Here is a 16,787-nt window from a genome sequence, read left to right on the forward strand (position 1 = left end):
GCTCTGCCTCGAACGCGAGCGAACCGATGAAAAGGCTCATGGTAAACCCGATACCGCATAAAATCGCGACCCCCAACAGCTGGACCCAATTCGAATCCTCGGGAAGCTTCGCGAAGCCAAGCAAGATCAGCGCGGCCGCCGCCCCAAACACGCCTATCAGTTTCCCGACTACGAGACCCGCCGCTATCCCGAGTGGAACCGGCGATGCCAGCGTCGAGAGTGTCACGCCATCGAGCGAAACGCCGGCATTGGCGAACGCAAAAAGGGGCAATACCGCGAATGCCACCCAGGGATGAAGGCCATGTTCCAGCCGATGCAGCGGAGAGGCACCCGAGCTGTCGGCAATCCTAAGCGGTATGGCGAAAGCGACAACGACGCCAGCGAGCGTCGCATGAACGCCGGATTTTAAAACGAGTATCCACAAGAACAAGCCCACGATCGCATAGGGTGCAATGCGCGCGATATCAAGCCAGTTCAGCGTCGCCAACACGGCGATCGCGGCCGCTGCGAAAAGCAGCATGACGACCGAAAGATCGGACGTATAAAACAATGCGATGATGATGATCGCGCCGAGATCGTCGGCAATGGCGACCGCGGTCAGAAAGATTTTCAATGACAAGGGAATACGGGAGCCGAGCAGCGCCAGAATACCGAGAGCGAAGGCTATATCGGTCGCGGTCGGAATCGCCCATCCGTTCAGGGCAGTCGGATCGCCCCGGTTGAAACAGAAAAAAATCAGGGCTGGCGCAACTACTCCGCCGATTGCCGACACCAGCGGCAGTAGAATCCGCGAAGGCGACGACAGTTCGCCCTCAAGCACCTCACGCTTTATTTCGAGCCCGACCAGCAGAAAGAAAATCGCCATCAGGCCGTCATTGATCCACAGCAGCAGCGGCTTTCCCAGGAAAAACGAGCCAATCCGTACTTCCAGCGGCAAATCGAGTACGCCCGAGTACACGCTGCTCAGCGGCGAATTGCTGAAAAGCAGCGCCAGTAACGCGGTGCTGATCAGTATCAGGCCGCCCGCCGACTCAAGCTCAAAGAAGCGGCGGAAGCCGTCGTTCGCCTTGCCGATGATCATTTGCCCGTACTGACTTTTGCCGCTACTGCAAACGAGGAACGACTGGACTACTGCTTAGAACCGGAATGAAACGCCGGTTACGATCGCGTGCGTATCGAGATCGATTGCGAAATCGACGCCTTCGTGTTCGATCTCGGGAGCGAAGTGGGTAAAGCGGTATTCACCGAACAGCGCGAAATTCCTGTGGAATTGCCACGTTACTCCGCCACCGACTTTAACGCCGAGCGGTGTCTCGAAATCTTCGTCGGAGGTAAGCAGAAATGCGGGGCCGGCCATGATATACGGCTGAATCTGGCCGTTTGGAATGTCTGTTTTGGGAAAGAGCCGCCAGCGGACGCGGAGATCGGGAGAAAACGCTACCGCCGGGACATCTTCCTGCGACAGCGTAACGGGGGCGCCGACGCCGATCGAAATGCGCTGGTCGAAAATCTCCTCAATCAGCACATTTGTCGTCGCAAATGCATCGACGGTTTGATTCTTGATATCGGGACGGAAGTGAAACGCCTCCAACGCGATACCTATGTTGGGCGCAAAACCAAACCAATAACCGGCGCGCAAACCAATCAAATAAGAATCATCGGTGTCCACCTCGAACAGTTGCGCCCGAAACGGCGCCGACACATTCAAGCCGTGCACCGATGCTTCGGCCGTGCCAGAAATGTCCACGCATAGCCGCCGTAGCCATCGATAAACCACTCGGCGAGTGCAGGACCCGGAGCGCCGAGGAACGCTGCAAGAATTGCGGGAGCTATCGGATGGTTCATTAAATATCTCCTGATTCACGATAAATGCCGGGCGGAAGGCAACGGTCATCTGAAATTGGTCATACGAACGATCTTCAAGCTGCGACGCTGCCGCTTGCGCCCGTGTGTCTTGGCCTGACATAGTCGCCGAGCCGCAGTGACAGCCACCGAGGCCGTTAACCTCTCAGCGCCTACGATGGCCGCGATCGGCTTCGGCATTTGACGGCGAATGTCAGCAAAACCAGGAAGCGATTTACTTCCGCGCTCTCGACAGCACCGACTGGCGCTCGTCGCTGTTGATGGTGCGCATTTCCTTGAGCACGTTGCGGCTGATTCCCTGGCTTGCGAGATTCTCCTCTTGTGCCGCGGTCAGATCGAAAAACTGGTTGGTGGCTTCCAGCCGCGCAATCATTTGTTTGTCGTTCAACCCGGCTTTATCCATCGCCAGCAACTCGTCCGTGGTCACGAAGCCGTCGCTGTTGAGATCGGCTGTTTTGGATTTCTTGACGTCCTCGACGGTCGCGGGGTTCGACTGCGCGCTTTTCACGGCTTTGCTGGCATCCTCCTTGTTGCCGAACAGCTTGTCGGAATTGGCGCCTATCATGTAGCCGGCGCCCGCGCCGAGTACGCCGCCCAGCACGGTGGCGATAACGCCATCGCCGATCGCGCTTCCGATAACCGCCCCGGCAACGCCGCCGCCGGCTGCCGCCTGTTGTTCCTTCGTGCCCGGCAAACTTTCGCAGCCCGCCAGCGGACCCACCATGAATCCCGTCAATACCAGAACCGCGATTTTACGTTGCATGATCTGCCTCCAGTAGCAAAGCCCCGGCGTGTGGCCGGCGGCTCCAGTCAAAAGACGCTCATCGCCTGGACGAATCCCGTGAGCCGGCGCGGATTCGACGCCGTTTTCAGGCGTCATCCTCCTGGCAATATGAACAGAATATTGGCCATTAGGTTTCAAACGAATGCGACTGAGAGGACTGCGAGACGAGTATTGCCAGGAAAACGGGCGCTTGGGCAGCGCCTTTGTTACCGGAACCAAGAACGCGAGGCCGCCAACCGACCTTTGCATCCTCGACAGAGCATGCCCGTTACGGCGCAGCGCCGCGGCATTTATCGCTGAGGGCGACGCGCGCCGCGATTTCCCTGAAGGCCTTGAAATAAGCATCATCGAAGGCTTTGGTATAGGCGAATTCGGTTTCAGCCACGGCGCTGGCGCGAAATTCCTCGAGCAGCCGGCCTTGGGGAGTCAGGCATTGACCAAAGGCGTCGACATAATAGCGCTGCACCATCGGATTCAGAACGCTGTTGCCGCCCACCTTGACGATGACATCGGCCTTCTGCAGCTCGTCGGCAGGTCGCGCGGTTTGAAACGCCTGGGCGAATCCACGCAAGGAGGTCGCGGTAATAACCTCTCCTTCCGGAAACCACACTCCCTCATGGGCATAGACGAAGTGCGAGCGCTTCTCGGCGATATCGCGCGGCACGAAAACGGCAACGGTGGCCGCAATCGGCGCCGCGGAAAGATCGACCGCAGGCTGTGCGGGAGGCTTCGGACTCCCTCCGAACGGCGAGCGCAAGGCGCAGCCGGTCAGGGCCAGCAGCAAAAAGGAAATCGCAAATTTTTTTAGCATGGAGATGAAAGTAAATTATCGGATTGGTCTTGCAGGCGAAGCCGGCGCCTCGCGGCCTTTGCGAACATCGGCAAGCGGACTCGATGATACCAACTTCGGACAGCGCCGGCTAAGGCCTGTCAGGGCAACGCGAACACCAGCAAGCTATCGCCCTGCTTGTACCCGAACAATGAATTGCCGCCGGCCGCGACCGCGACATACTGCACGCCGTCGACTTCGTAGGTGATCGGCGGCGCGTTCACACCGGCGTCGGCCTGGTAATGCCAGAGCAGCTTGCCGCTCGCCGAATCGAATGCGTTGAAGCGGCCGCCGCGTCCAGCGCCTTCGCCTGTAAAGACCAGCCCGCCGGCGGTCGCGAGCACGCCGCCGATCAGCGGCTGCGCGGTCTTGTGCTGCCAAATAATTTTGCCGCGCTGGTCGATCGCACTGAGCAGGCCCCACCTTGGCTCCTCGGTCGGTTCGAGCGCCGAATAGCGCAGCGCCGCTTTGCCTGCATTCGCCGGTGTCTCGTGCACCGTGTAGCGTATCGGCATATGCAGCGCCGCCACGAACGTGAGTCGCGTCTTTGGATCGTAAGCGGCCGGCGACCAGTTGACGCCGCCGACCGCGCCGGGATGGATGCGTACGCCAGCCGCGGTCGGACGCATGAACAGATTGTGCTGCGGCACGAACGGCTCGGATTTGTGCAGCAGCTTGCCGCTCGCACGGTCGTGCACATAAAACCAGCCGGTCTTCGCCGCCTGCCCGACGGCCGCAACCGTTTTCCCGCTGACTTTCAGATCGAACAGTAGCGGCGGGCTGGCGACGTCATAGCCCCACAGGTCGTGCGGCACCTGCTGATAATGCCAGCGTAATTTTCCGGTCGCAGCTTCCAGCGCCACCAGCGACACCGTGTACAGATTGTCGCCGGGACGCGAGACATCATCCATCTGCGGCGACGGATTGCCGGTGCCGAAGAACAGCAAGCCGCGCTCGTCATCGATCGCCGGCGTGGTCCACGCCGAGCCGCCGCCGAATTGCCACGCATCCGCGTGGTTCGGAAACGCCTCTTTCTCACCCTTGATATCGCGCTGTAATTTTTCGCCGTCCGGCGTGGTGTTGCGGAATTCACCTTCCCAGCCTTGCGCAGGAACGGTATCGAATTGCCACATGCGTTTGCCGCTTTCGGCATCGAATGCGGCGAGAAAGCCGGGGCGCCCGTAGCGCCCCGCAACGCCAACCACGGCGCCAAGCGGCGCATCGCTGCGCGAGTCATCTAGGTGCAGGCCGTAACCGACACCGGTGATGCCGATGATAACTTTGCCGCGATAGACGATCGGCGCCATCGCGATGCCGGCGCCGGTCGAGCCTGTCATGCGCGATTTCGATAAAGGGTCATCGGCATTCAGTTGTTCGACGGCTTCGGTCGGGCGATCGCCGGTCGTTGCAACGTCGATGTCCCAGATCACCTCGCCGGTTTTCTGATCGAGCGCGACGAGCCGCGCGTCGACGGTGCCGATATAGACCTTGCCATAGCCGAGCGCGACGCCGCGATTGGCGGGGCCGCAGCACATCTTGTCGGTCCTGCGCTTGTGCTCGTAGCGCCACAGCAGTTTGCCGTTGCGCGCGTCGAGTGCTGCGACATGATTGAAAGGCGTGCTCAGGTACATCACGCCATCGGCGACCAGCGGCGTCGCCTGGAAAGTCGCGTTGACGCCGTTGCGCCAAGTCCAGATCGGAGCAAGCTTCCTGACGTTGGCGCGGTTGATTCGCGCCAGCGGCGAATAGCGCTGGTTCGTATAGTCTCGCCCGTAGCTCAGCCAGTTCGAATGATCCTCACCGGCCTTCAGCAGACGGTGGTCATCGATGCTGGCCGCGGCGTGGGCGAGCGATGCGCCTATCAGGATGACAGCGAAAGTCGAGAGTCGAAGCATGGTCTTGAATGGCAAGCCCGATCGTGAACCTGCAACCATGATACTGAACTCCAGCCAGGCGATGGCGATCGAATCCCGCGAAAGCCGGCCATCCCTGCCCGGCCCTGGCAAAACGGAGAGGCGGGCTTGTTCATCGTTCTGTTCGGCGTTACCGGTACCGGAAAATCCACCATTGGCGCCCTGCTCGCCCGGCAACTGGGCTGGAAGTTTTATGACGCCGACGATTATCATTCGGCCGCCAACGTCAAAAAGATGTCGGCGGGCGTGCCGCTCAGCGACGACGACCGGCATGTCTGGCTCGGCAGTTTGCGAGCGCTGATCGAGACGTGTCTGGCTGAAAATGATCATGGCGTGCTGGCATGCTCCGCGTTGAAGGCGTCTTACCGCCAGCAGTTGCAAGCGAACGCCGCCGTGCGTTTTGTGTACCTGAAAGCGCAGCCGGAATGGATCATTCAGCGATTGAAAACCCGCCAGGGCCACTTCATGAATCCGGCATTGGTCAAAAGCCAGTTCGAAACTCTGGAAGAACCGGCGGCCGGAACGGCGCACACTATCGACGTTGCGCAAAACCCGGAGCAGTGCGTGCGGCGGATTCGACGCGAGTTTGGCATCTGACTTCGGCATCCGACTTTGCTTCCCGATGGCATGGATTTCATTGGCTGAATCGCTGATTTGAGTCCAATCGGCGATAATGTCATTCGATTGTCCCGGTTTCGGGATAAACGCGCCTTGTCGCTGTCATAACAATGGTGAGTCGGTACTCTCCTCGCTGCTTGTAGCGAAAAACGCGGTTCGCTTTCCGAAAACATCGGTGAACCGAACCCCGATCCACATGCGCTGGCGCAATTGCCCGCACTCCGGAAAGGCGTCGGCAACAATGCACAAAAGACTGACATGACAGATATCGAAGCGTCTTCCTCAACCATCATTCCGCGCGAAGGTCTGGTTACGCTGACTCATGCGATTTATGGCTTGCACGCGTTCAGCGCTATCCTCGGCGTGTTGGGCTCGGCCTTCATCGTCACGGCGTTCCTGACCGGCTGGCCATCGATCATCGCCGTGATCCTCAACTACGTGAAGCGCGACGAGGTTCGCGGCACGTATCTCGCCTCGCATTTCAGTTGGCAAATCCGCACGTTCTGGTATGCGCTGCTGTGGCTGCTGATAGCGGCCGTCCTGGTTGTGACGGTCATCGGTATACCAGCGGCGTGGCTGATCGCAATCTTCGCCGGCTTGTGGGTGCTCTACCGCATCGTCAGGGGCTGGATTGCGCTCGCCGCCAATCAGCCGATGCCGCTAGCTTGACAGGCGAATCCGTCGCGATCGTTGCCAGTCGCGGCTTCCTTCCGGGATTGCGGAAGCGAGGCGTGCAGCGGTCAAAAATGATTGCTTTAAACTTTTAGAACATTTGACTGCCTATCTATCGTTAACAACTCGGGAGGAATAGCAATGGATTTCCAGAAATCGCAGAGAACGCTGGTCGGAATGATGCCATCCTGGTGCCAAACGGCATTCAAAATGTGGGAGGTCGGCATTGCCGCGCCGCAGATCATCGCGCACCGCACCGCGCGCATGGCAGCCGCCGGACAGACGCCGAATGCGCGTGATCAGCGCGAGTTCAATCGCATGGGGCAGGAAAAGCTCGATGCCTTCCGCGAATCGTGGACGGCAATGGCTATGCAAACGGCTGCTTTCAATATGCAGCTCGCAACGCAGGCGGCGCAGCAGTGGTTCGGCGCGTGGACTGCATTCCAGAGATTGATGCTGGCCGGAACGCCGGTGCAAATGGCCAAGGCGCAAGAAACTATGTTGCGCAGTATGGCGACGTCATTTTCTTCCGCCGGCAACAAGCAGCTTTCCGATTCTTTTTCGCGCATCGCCAGCAAAGGCTTGGCGCCCGTGCACAAAACGGCGACTGCGAACGTCAGGCGGCTGCGCGGTTTCTAGCGTGGTGCTTCCCCCTTGAAAAAGGGGGCGGGTCTTCAAATCTCCCTGCCCTCTTCACAAAGGGGGCAGGGAGAAATACCCCAAGGTAGTGCTTCGTATTATTGGACCTAACGCTTCCCCGTGTGAATCTCGTACCGGAGGGAGCGATGGGACCGACAAGCGCGATCGAATTGACGAACGACCTGCAGGTGCTGTCCGGCCAGATGCCGGCGTCGCGCGCTGCCGTACGAGTATCGTTCGTGCCGAATTTTCCGGGGCGATCTCGCGGTCTACCGTTTCGAAGAGCAGAGGTGACCGCCAACACAATCTTTGTCCGTCGTGTCCGTGCCATGAGTTGAGAGCATTAGCCTTGAACCGCGGCGTTGAGAACGTACGACCATAGGTGCAGCGTCACGAATGACAACGGAATTCCAACGCCCACCATCAACGCGACCAGCTCCCGGTCCAGATCATGTTCGCCGGCGACGATAGCCGCGCCTATCATCGGCGGCATCGCGGCCTCGAAGAGCGTGATGCGCGTAACCTCCCCTTCACTCCCCAGGCCGTGCACCAGCAACAGCATGAGCAAGGCCGGCGCAAGCAGCAGCTTGAAGCCCAAACCCAGCGAGAGCACAGCGATGCGTCCGCGCAGCGACGACAGCCGCAATTGCATTCCTACGGACACGAACGCCAGCGGCGCCAACAAGCTACCGAGAAACCGCAGTGTCGATTCGAGCCACCCGGGATACTCTTGCGGCATCAGGACGAGCGCTATCAGCAAGGCTTGAAAAGGCCGGAACAGCAAGACCTTTTTGCAGACCATGGCCCATGTGACCCTATGCGATGAATACGCGGCCGCGACCACGATGCCGAGGCTGGACAGCACCGCATAGGTGCCGAACTGGTCGATCAAAATGCCGACGCCGCGGCCCTGCGGCCCGTAATAAGCTTCGATCATGGGCAGGCCGACAAACGACGTGTTGGCGAGCGATCCCGTCAGCATCAGGCAGCCTATGGTCTGCGCCGGCAGGCAGGCCAATTTGCCCGCGCACCAGAAGAAGCCCAGCCCGCCGATAAACATGATCCATGGCATAAGGATCGAGTAAATCAGCGAGCGATCCCAATGCAGCCCGGGGACCAGCAACAGAATCAACGCCGGCAGCGAAATATTTATGATGAAGGCGTTGAGCGCTTTTACAACAAACGCGTTATGCGCTGCTGCCGCGGTTTCCGGGAGTCTGCCCCGGCTGCTCAGCGTTAGGCCGAGCACAAAGCAGATCATCGGAAGCACAAGGGTCGTCATGATTGAAGTTGCGCGAAGGTGAAGCACGTTTCCGGCATAGCGAAACGTGTCCCTCCCGTTTGCCCAGAGTCGATGCTGTGGGTAGAGGGGCAAATCGGGCGCACTTGCGCGGCGCGCCCGGACGGATCTAGCCGCTTCGCTCAGTACTGCGCGACGGGCTCCTCGATGTCCCGGGCCTGGTTCCCATACTGGCTCGGGAAGTACTCGAATGCCTGCTCAACGGGAATTTGCGCTACGGGCGGCGCGACTTCAGCGGTGCTTTGACCGGACGGACTCAGGGCCATCAGGTATTGCGCTCCCAGCACCGCAAGCGCGACAACCAGGACTTCCGCGACACGGATGACGAATTTTCTCGCGAATGCCTTACTGGACTGTGTGCGAATGGACGGTGCGCGAACGAATGTATGGTTTCCGTATATAAGTTGCATGGTCGCCTCCTGCAGTTGATTGGGGTTCGAACAAACCGCCTTTTGCGGCTTTGCTCGCGACCATTCTCAGCCGGTCAAACTTTCAAATCGCTTACACGCGGCTATGATTTATGGCCTGGGCGAAAGGAGCGGGGATCAAGACGAAAGGCTGGCGCGCGGAAGTTCAGTCGCCCGGCGGCGGACGATCTGCTGGTGAAACGTGGCAGAGCTGTTCGGCTTTACCAGCGCCGGCTTAACATGAGGTGCAGGATCAGCACCTCGTTACGTTCCTCTTCGCCTGCGCCGAACGGACTTTCCGGGTTCGTGTAAGTCACCTTGGCCGGAATCTGATATTCGATCCCCGTCGCGATTTCCCATTCGGCGCCGACGCGCCGCCCGAATCCGAGCGCGACATGGTGCTCGGCGATCGTGGCGAGCAGCGGACTGAGGGTCCTTGCGGGAACCGGGTTGCGGCCATAGTTGTATCCTGCCCGCACCACTGTTTTTTCGTTTACCTTCCACGCCGCGCCCACGGCGACCACATATTGATCGCGCCAATCGAGCGCAGCGGTGTTTTCCAGCACCGCGGGCGCCGCCGGATTTTCCGGGTTCGACGCTCGAAGATGCAAGCTGCGTAAGGCGTTGGACCAATCGAGCCAGGTCAACTCGATCGACAGCAGAAGGGTGGGCGCCGGCTCATACGCGATTCCCATTCCCGCTTCCGTCGGCAGCGCGAGCCCTTCGACGCGCGCATCCCGGTACGTGACTTTGCCCAGTCCGATCGCGCTCAAGTTCGCCTCGACTCGCCCGTTTTCCAGAGGAAGTTCGGTTTTTGGGCTAAACGCCATGCCCAGTCTGATTTGCTCGTTGACTCGATACTGCGCGCCCAGCCGGAAGCCGAATTCGAGAGCGCGCGCATCTTCGAGTTTGAAGCCAAAAAAAGAGCGCGACGGGTCAGCGGCGTTGAAGAACGAGGTGTCGGGAAAAACCTTCTGTTCGATGTCCGCGTAAATCACTCCAAGGCTCGCGCCCAACGACAGAGAGTCGTTGACCTGGTACGCGAGGCCCGGGCTGAGCTTCGCAATGCGAAAGAGCGCGGACAATTCATCGCGAGCGCCGAACGGGGTGTTCAGGTCTTCGTAGACATAGCCGGCGCCGCCTTGCGCGAATAGACCGATACCGGCGGTAATTTTCGAATTGCCCAAACGCTGCGCATAGCCGCCGCCTCCCAGCGCAATCAAATCATTCGATACACCGCCGTCGTTGCCGAACCGGTCGGCGTGCGAGACATCAACCGCGTACGCCACAGCAAAATAATTATCGAACGCGCGCCCGGCGATTTGTGAAAGGCCCGCGGGATTGGTATTGAGCGCGCTCGTATCTCGAGCAACCGCGAGATCGGCGCCGCCCATGACCGCGGATTCGGCGCCAAAGCCGGTGAGATTTATGCCGTTGGCGCCATGCGCGGGAGGCAAAGCAGTCGAACCGGCGGCAAGCGACATGAGAAAAAACAGAACTGCCCCGCGCGTGTTCGCCCGCATGGGCCTGTCTGTGGTCACGTAAGGCCTCGGTGAATTCCGCCTTACTTGCCGAGACTTTGATAGATCGTTTCGGTCTGCGCCGAAGGTTTTGCGTCAAGCTGCGCAGACAGCATGCGTTGGCAGGTTTTGTACACAGCGATCGCTTCGGATTGCTGTCCAAGCTCGCGATGGCAGGTCATGAGCCGGCGATAGAATTCTTCCGCGATCGCATCACGCGCGATCGCATTCTCATAAAGACGCGCGGCTTCCGCCCATTGCCCCGACCGCTCAAAGGTTTCGCCCGCGCGGACGATAAAGCGGCGGAATTTGGCGCGCAGGCGTTCGCGCATCGCGAGTATCCACGGCTCGTCGGCTTCGCGCGCCAGAAAATGTCCCTGATAGAGCCTCAATACCTGCTCCAGGTCCGCCACGTTTTCCCCGAGCGCGCGTTCGAGCGCCCAGGCGTCAACCCAGCAGCGCCGGCTGTCGAGCGTGAGCAGGTGTTCGTGCAGGTGCAACACTTGGGGATCCAGTGCTTTGCGCAGCCGATGCAGATTGACTTGAAAGGTCGTCTCCGCTGCATCGCTGTCGGGCCAGAGCGCGTCCGCGAGCGAGCGCGAACTGACTTCGCGGCCGCCAAAGGCGAGCAGGCATTGCAGCAGGCGCAAGGACTTTCCGCCCTTGACTACCTGCGGCTTTCCATGCTTGACCACGGCAAAGCGGCCCAGCGTGTAGACGCGGATGGGGTACGGCCAGTGTTCGACATCGGGTGAGGCCGGGGTCAGGCCGCGTCGGGCGATCAGCCCGCTCGCGTAGTCGGTTTCGATTCCAGCCTTCAGCGCTTCAGTGCACAGGGTCGCCATCATTCTTGGCAGCCACGTTGTGCAGTCCTGGTGGCTTCCCTCGCGCCCGGTGGCAAACGCCTCGCGCAGCGTGTCGTTGAATTCGCCGGTTCTGCCGAGCCGCCGTAAAGCGTCGGCCTCGAACAAAAGCGCGTTGAATCGGAACAGTCCCGCATCGGGCTGGCGGAAGAAATCCGCCGCTTCTCGCGCCAAAACCAGCGCCTGCTCCAATTCGCCGCATTCCGCGAGCGCCTTGGAATACAGACCGCAGGCACAAACGAGCGCCTGGAGCCTTCCGAGCCGCCGCGCGTGATAACACGATTTTTCCATATGTTCGAGCGCGAGGCGCGGACGGTCTTCGAGGAGCGCCGTCCATCCCCTCAGGCAGTGATAGAGGCCGGCATCGTTCGATTGGATGAGGTCAAACTCGCCCGCCGACTCATCCAAAGCCGTGGATGCCGCGCGCGCCTCGCCCATCAAAAGCAGCGCCCAGATCTCGAGCGCCCGGAAGAAAACGGCAACAAAGAAAAGACCATGTTGTCGAGCCATCTCCCTCGCCTCACACGCGACCCGCCGCATCTCTTGAGGACCAGTGGAATGAGCCAAAAACGGGATTACCGCGAGTAACCAGGCAGATCGCTGCAAGGGTGTGATTTCGCGAGAATCGGCGAGCGAGCCGAACTCGGCCACGACGGCTTTCCGTTGCTCGATGCTGCCGACGAGCATGCGGTGGACAAGAAGACCTGTCGCCCCCATCAATTTCTCTCCGGCGCCGATATCAAACCTGCATAACTGCGAGACACGCTCGGCGCACGTTACTCCGAATGAAGCCTGGGGCTTGCGTTGAGCCATTGCGTACAACAGACTGGACCAGACGCGCAGCTCCATTTCCGGGGATGGAAAATCCGGGCGTTTTGCGAGCAAGTCTTCGAGAATCCCGATCCAGCGATCGAGCGGAGCAAGATCGGCCCATTCTACGTTGTAGCACTCGATCACCGACGCGGCGCTTAACGCCTGCCCCAGCGGCTCCTGCGTTTTAACAAATCGCGCGTACGCCCGTTCCAGAGCAGCCCGGCCGACAGGGGGCTGGGTTTGCGCCTCGCAACACCCGGACCAGAACAGGAGCCACGGGTTGGCGGCGACGCTATTTTTTTCCAGCCGGCTGATCCATCCATGCAGCATCTGCCAGCGCCCCTGTCCGAGCAGAACCGGCGCGCGACTCAGGATGATGCGCGTTGCGGCATCCCAATCTTCGACCTGCGCGTAAAGATCGAACGCGTCATCGCTCGCGCCGTGCGCGTCCAGAAGTCCCGCGCTGGATCGAATCACGCTACTTGCGTCCGGGCAGGTGTCGGTGGCGCGCGCGATCAGAAATTCGCGCAGGAGCGCGTGGTACTGGTAAACCGGCTCAGCGCCTCCGCTTCGGCTCGTGAGACTGTGCTGCCGGCAAAGCGCGTTCAAGAGTTGGCCGGCATTTTTTTCTCGGCTGATTTCCTCAGCCATCGCTGCCGTAAAACGCGGCAGCCACGCCGTGCGCAGCAACAGGTTCTGCGCCCTCTCACCCGCGCGCTTCAAAATTTCGCCTTCGAAGTAATCGAAAGTGGCGTCGGGATTTTTCGCTTCGAGGCGCGCCGCGCCTGTCCTGCGATAGCGCCTCGCGAGCAGCACCGCGCCGGTCGCCCAACCGTCGGACTGCTCGTGCAGCGATTGAACGACTGAATCGTCGAGCCCCCCGTCTAGCGCGACCATGTCGCGCGTTTCGTCCAGGCTCAAGCGCAAGTCCTCCCAGCCCAGCCGTTGCAGCGCATGGTTGGAAGCAAGCCGCGCGAACTCCGGCGGCGGTTCGGCGCGGCTCACGACAATGACGTTCACTCCCTCGGGAACTTCCGAAATCGCGTCGGCGATAAGCGCATGCAACGGCGATTCGGCGGGAAGCTCCTGGTAGTTATCGAAGACGATGACAGCGCGCTTGGGCAAACGATCGAACAACGCGCGAAAGTAGCGTCGAGCGAAGCCTGCGATGTCGGGCAAATACTCCGGGGTCAAGAGAGGCAGCGGCGGGCTTTTGCGAGACATGCTCCCGGAGGCGAGCCGAAGATAGTAGAAGAACGTCGCCAGGTCGGAAATCGCCGCAATCAATCTGATACCAGAGCGTGGGAAATTTTCGCGCGTCGAGATAGCTGACGATCAAAGTCGTCTTGCCCGCGCCGGGAGGCCCGGACACACAAAGTGCGGGATGGCGCCGCCGTTCATCGAGCAACTTGAACAGGCGTTCGCGCGCAACTACTCCGAACAACCTGGGCCGATTGATTTTGGCAAGACTCGTCATGGGTGTTCTCGGAGCGGCGGAGCGGGGAATTGCTGGCGCTAATCTAGCCGAGGAAGTACCGGCGCGAAGAAAAGGAAACAGAAAAAATCGGCGTAAGCCCACTCGCCGGTTTCAGATTAACCGATTTCATGGAGCGGCGCGAACATGGCGTAAAAATTCTGAAACGCTGGGGTAGAACTTCCCCCTTGAAAAGGGACCGAGGGGGATTTAGCGGTCTTTAAATCCCCCTGCCCTCTTCACAAAGGGGAACGCAGAAATACCTAGCTCGTTAACGTCTTCGCGCTTCCGCCAGGAGTCTCACTCTGCGCTGCCTGTCTGGCATGGCGGGTTTCGACGTGCTTCATCAACGCTACGGCGCTGGCGCGCAGGCCGGCCGCATCGCGATCGGCGAATCGGCGCGGTTTGTTGTCGAGGATGCACAGCGCACCGATGGCAGCACCCTCAGCGGTTTGCAGCGGCGCGCCGGCGAAGAAACGGATGCCGTTGATCCTGAGGAGCGGATTGTTGGCGAAGCGATGATCCTTCCACAGGTCTTCGACCACCAGCACGTCATTGGCCGCGACGACGTGGCCGCCTAACGACAGGCTGCGCGGAATCTCGCCCGCGGCAGCGAGTTCTTGCGGCACGCCGACCACCGATTTCCAGACCTCCCGATGTTTGTCGATCAACACGACCGTGGCAATCGGCATCTCGTACTTGCCCGCAAGTTCGCTCGTTAGCGCATCGAAGGCGTCGTCAGGCTCCGTATCCAGCAGGCTCAACCTTTCGAGCGCGGCGAGCCTGATGTCGTCGTTATCGGGAATCGGCGCCGGCTCCATGGTATCGCCGATCGCGGGACGCCATAGTACCGTAACCTGATTCGCGGCTTCGGCGAGCGAGGTGACGACATGATCGGCGGTCAGAACGCCAAGACGCTTGCGCAGCCTTTCGTCTTCCAGGTCGACATGCCACAAACCGACGATGATTTTCTTTTTCCAGAAACGCGAGCGCAGCCGCTTCGTGACCGCACGCGCGCGCAATAGCGCATTCGGCGGCAGCGCCGATACGCACAGCACTTCCACCGCTTTGCGTTCGGCCGGGTCCAGTTTCTTGTCGACGATCGCATCGACCGATACCACGCGCGCCGGAATCTCGCGGCGCTCCAGCAAATGACTGAGCATGCGCGCGATGATCTCGTCGGCCTCGTCATCGGCCGGCACGCATAACACGCTGGCCAGAACCGGTCTGCCCGCCTCGGCTGCTTCCGCGACTTCGTCCTCGTCGTCGTCCGCCTCCTGTTCGACCGCCTTGCCGATCAGGTCCTCGATCAGCTCGCGCGTGTTTTTCTTCAGATAGCGCTCCTGCTTGTCGTCGAGCGTGCCGCGCTGGCGGCTTTGCTCGGCAAGGCTCAATGCCGGAACGATCATTTCGTCGAACAACGCCTCCAGCGATTTTTCTTCAAGGAACTGTTCGGCGTAATCTTCCGCGCCTTCCGAATCCAGCGCCAGCATGCGCTGGTAGAAGCGCTCGCCTGGCGGCAGCACCGGCTGGTCGCCGAGCAGCACGTCGAGAAATTGCAAATGCGGTACATGGCGCCCGAGCACGATCAGGCAGACCGTCAACGGCGTCGCCATGAACAAGCCGACCGGGCCCCACAACCAGGTCCAGAACACCGCCGCGACCACGATCGCCATGGTCGAAATGCCGGTGCTCGATCCGTAAAGCCACGGCTCGAGCACATTGTTGGTGGTGAGTTCGAGAACCGCGAACAACCCGATCGTCCAGAACAGCATCGACCATCCGGAATCGACCGCGAACGCCAGGGCCAGCGGCAGGACCATCGCGAGCGCCGGCCCCAGGTAAGGAATGAAGCGCAGCACGATGGCGAGACAACCCCAGAGGACCGCATGCGGAACGCCTATGAGGTACAGCCCAAGGGTAAGGGGGACGCCATAACAGGTGTTGATCAAAAGCTGCGCGACGAGGTAGCGGCTGACGCGCTGGCCGGCATCGTCGAGCGCCTCGGTCGTGATGTGCAGTTGGCCGGTCCCGGCCAGCCGCAGCAGACGTTCGCGCATGTCCTCGCGCTGCAGCAGCATGAAGATCACGAACACGATCACCAGGCCCGCGGTTCCGATCGGTCCGGCAAGGGCGCCGAGCGTATCGCCGAGCACCTCGAATGAAGTCGGCGCGGGCTCGTACACTTCGACTGGAATAGGCTTCGGTTTCGCCGCCCCCCCGGAACCCGCGTTTTGCGCAGCAGTTTCGGCCTGCGCGGCGAGGTCGTTCTGCAACTCATCCACCATGTTGCCGATCTGGTCGATCACTCCGCCGTCCGTCACGCGAAACGACCCGATCTTTTGCTTGAGATTGTGTTGGTATTGCGGAATTTCGCCGGCCAGTTTGACGAGCTGCTCGCCGACCAGCGCGCCGATCGCGCCGATGACCGCGAAGCTGACGGCGACCGCCGCGATCACGGCCGCAATCCTCGGAATTTTCCAGCGCCGCAAACGCATTACCAGCGGCGAGAGAATGAAACTCAGAAGCAGCGCCAACGCAAGCGGGATCGCGATATCGCGCGCGAAGTACAGCAAGGCGATGGCGCCCACGAATGCCACAAGGACCGTTGCCGGTGAGGTGTTCCGTCGATCGACAGGGAGGGCCATTGGATGTCGTGTCAGCAATTATCGAAACCGATACTATTCCAGGCGGTGGTCGCGCGCTACTTGTGCGCGTGTAAATCTTTCATCGAGCGTAAAATCTTACAAGCGGTTTTGCCTATCCGGCTGGTCTTTTCCAGGCGAATAGTGAGCGTGTAAACGAACTCGTCCCGCTTTCGTTTGGCACGCAAACTGCGTAACGCAAGAGAAGACCTGATGCGCTTTCGCTTCACAGCGTTTTCGCACCTTTAGCTGCATCGGCATGTTTCCAACGCCCCCATATGTAGTCGCGCCGGGTGTGACAAAACACGATTACAGCTATTACGCCACGGCAGCCGCGTCATGACAGTCAAACCCGAACCTGAACCGAAGCGCAGGGTAAAGCGCTGGTCGGCCCGTGTGACGCAAAAAAGCGATGCGCTCGATCTCGAATCGGAAGTATTCAAAAAG

At 60.2% G+C, this 16,787-nt stretch carries 14 protein-coding genes; 4 read left to right on the forward strand and 10 right to left on the reverse strand.

What is annotated here, in order from left to right:
* The 5 genes from nhaA to H0V78_08710 form a co-directional block, all read right to left on the reverse strand.
* Positions 1 to 1,081 (reverse strand): Na+/H+ antiporter NhaA (gene nhaA / locus H0V78_08690; protein MBA2351850.1); only part of this gene is annotated, 1,081 nt, incomplete at its 3' end.
* Between the two features lie 54 nt (positions 1,082 to 1,135).
* A complete protein-coding gene (locus tag H0V78_08695) occupies positions 1,136 to 1,747 on the reverse strand; it encodes an outer membrane beta-barrel protein (protein ID MBA2351851.1) in 612 nt (203 codons plus the stop codon).
* A 330-nt stretch (positions 1,748 to 2,077) separates the two neighbouring features.
* Positions 2,078 to 2,626 carry a hypothetical protein gene (locus tag H0V78_08700; protein ID MBA2351852.1) on the reverse strand — a complete coding sequence of 183 codons (549 nt, stop codon included), beginning with the start codon at positions 2,624 to 2,626 and terminating at the stop codon, positions 2,078 to 2,080.
* A 289-nt stretch (positions 2,627 to 2,915) separates the two neighbouring features.
* The gene (locus H0V78_08705; protein ID MBA2351853.1) at positions 2,916 to 3,458 is read right to left on the reverse strand and encodes a hypothetical protein; all 543 of its coding nucleotides are present in this window, start codon (positions 3,456 to 3,458) and stop codon (positions 2,916 to 2,918) included.
* Between the two features lie 119 nt (positions 3,459 to 3,577).
* Entirely contained in the window at positions 3,578 to 5,371 is a 1,794-nt protein-coding gene (locus H0V78_08710; protein MBA2351854.1) for a PQQ-binding-like beta-propeller repeat protein, read from the reverse strand.
* A 126-nt stretch (positions 5,372 to 5,497) separates the two neighbouring features.
* Here H0V78_08710 and H0V78_08715 point away from each other — a divergent pair, with 126 nt between their 5' ends.
* From H0V78_08715 to H0V78_08725, 3 genes are all read left to right on the forward strand, one after another.
* Positions 5,498 to 5,986 carry a gluconokinase gene (locus H0V78_08715; protein ID MBA2351855.1) on the forward strand — a complete coding sequence of 163 codons (489 nt, stop codon included), beginning with the start codon at positions 5,498 to 5,500 and terminating at the stop codon, positions 5,984 to 5,986.
* A gap of 279 nt (positions 5,987 to 6,265) precedes the next feature.
* Positions 6,266 to 6,676 (forward strand): hypothetical protein, encoded by a 411-nt coding sequence (locus H0V78_08720; protein MBA2351856.1) that lies wholly within the window; start codon positions 6,266 to 6,268, stop codon positions 6,674 to 6,676.
* A gap of 144 nt (positions 6,677 to 6,820) precedes the next feature.
* On the forward strand, positions 6,821 to 7,318 hold the full coding sequence (locus tag H0V78_08725) for a hypothetical protein (GenBank protein ID MBA2351857.1): 498 nt from the start codon (positions 6,821 to 6,823) through the stop codon (positions 7,316 to 7,318).
* A 343-nt stretch (positions 7,319 to 7,661) separates the two neighbouring features.
* Here the strand turns inward: H0V78_08725 and H0V78_08730 are convergent, their stop codons facing one another.
* The 5 genes from H0V78_08730 to H0V78_08750 all read right to left on the reverse strand — a co-directional run bounded on the left by H0V78_08730 (position 7,662) and on the right by H0V78_08750 (position 16,295).
* On the reverse strand, positions 7,662 to 8,600 hold the full coding sequence (locus H0V78_08730) for an AEC family transporter (GenBank protein MBA2351858.1): 939 nt from the start codon (positions 8,598 to 8,600) through the stop codon (positions 7,662 to 7,664).
* Positions 8,601 to 8,740: 140 nt separating this feature from the next.
* The gene (locus H0V78_08735) at positions 8,741 to 9,028 is read right to left on the reverse strand and encodes a hypothetical protein (GenBank protein ID MBA2351859.1); all 288 of its coding nucleotides are present in this window, start codon (positions 9,026 to 9,028) and stop codon (positions 8,741 to 8,743) included.
* A gap of 218 nt (positions 9,029 to 9,246) precedes the next feature.
* The gene (locus H0V78_08740) at positions 9,247 to 10,548 is read right to left on the reverse strand and encodes an outer membrane protein transport protein (protein ID MBA2351860.1); all 1,302 of its coding nucleotides are present in this window, start codon (positions 10,546 to 10,548) and stop codon (positions 9,247 to 9,249) included.
* A gap of 41 nt (positions 10,549 to 10,589) precedes the next feature.
* Complete coding sequence (locus H0V78_08745) at positions 10,590 to 13,445, reverse strand: hypothetical protein (GenBank protein ID MBA2351861.1); 2,856 nt, start codon at positions 13,443 to 13,445, stop codon at positions 10,590 to 10,592.
* 513 nt (positions 13,446 to 13,958) lie between these two features.
* On the reverse strand, positions 13,959 to 16,295 hold the full coding sequence (locus H0V78_08750; protein ID MBA2351862.1) for an AI-2E family transporter: 2,337 nt from the start codon (positions 16,293 to 16,295) through the stop codon (positions 13,959 to 13,961).
* 384 nt (positions 16,296 to 16,679) lie between these two features.
* Between H0V78_08750 and H0V78_08755 the strand changes: the two genes are divergently transcribed.
* The coding region (locus tag H0V78_08755) for a DUF3175 domain-containing protein (protein MBA2351863.1) at positions 16,680 to 16,787 on the forward strand (108 nt) is incomplete at its 3' end.

Source organism: Burkholderiales bacterium, from assembly GCA_013695435.1.
Taxonomy (GTDB): Bacteria; Pseudomonadota; Gammaproteobacteria; order Burkholderiales; family JACMKV01; genus JACMKV01.

What these genes read in the sequence shown, in the direction of transcription:
- H0V78_08700 (MBA2351852.1), bottom strand. Translation starts at nt 2,626, where the DNA reads ATGCAACGTAAAATCGCGGTTCTGGTATTGACGGGATTCATGGTGGGT.
- H0V78_08705 (MBA2351853.1), bottom strand. Translation starts at nt 3,458, where the DNA reads ATGCTAAAAAAATTTGCGATTTCCTTTTTGCTGCTGGCCCTGACCGGC.
- H0V78_08710 (MBA2351854.1), bottom strand. Translation starts at nt 5,371, where the DNA reads ATGCTTCGACTCTCGACTTTCGCTGTCATCCTGATAGGCGCATCGCTC.
- H0V78_08720 (MBA2351856.1), top strand. Translation starts at nt 6,266, where the DNA reads ATGACAGATATCGAAGCGTCTTCCTCAACCATCATTCCGCGCGAAGGT.
- H0V78_08725 (MBA2351857.1), top strand. Translation starts at nt 6,821, where the DNA reads ATGGATTTCCAGAAATCGCAGAGAACGCTGGTCGGAATGATGCCATCC.
- H0V78_08730 (MBA2351858.1), bottom strand. Translation starts at nt 8,600, where the DNA reads ATGACGACCCTTGTGCTTCCGATGATCTGCTTTGTGCTCGGCCTAACG.
- H0V78_08735 (MBA2351859.1), bottom strand. Translation starts at nt 9,028, where the DNA reads ATGCAACTTATATACGGAAACCATACATTCGTTCGCGCACCGTCCATT.
- H0V78_08740 (MBA2351860.1), bottom strand. Translation starts at nt 10,548, where the DNA reads ATGCGGGCGAACACGCGCGGGGCAGTTCTGTTTTTTCTCATGTCGCTT.
- H0V78_08745 (MBA2351861.1), bottom strand. Translation starts at nt 13,445, where the DNA reads ATGTCTCGCAAAAGCCCGCCGCTGCCTCTCTTGACCCCGGAGTATTTG.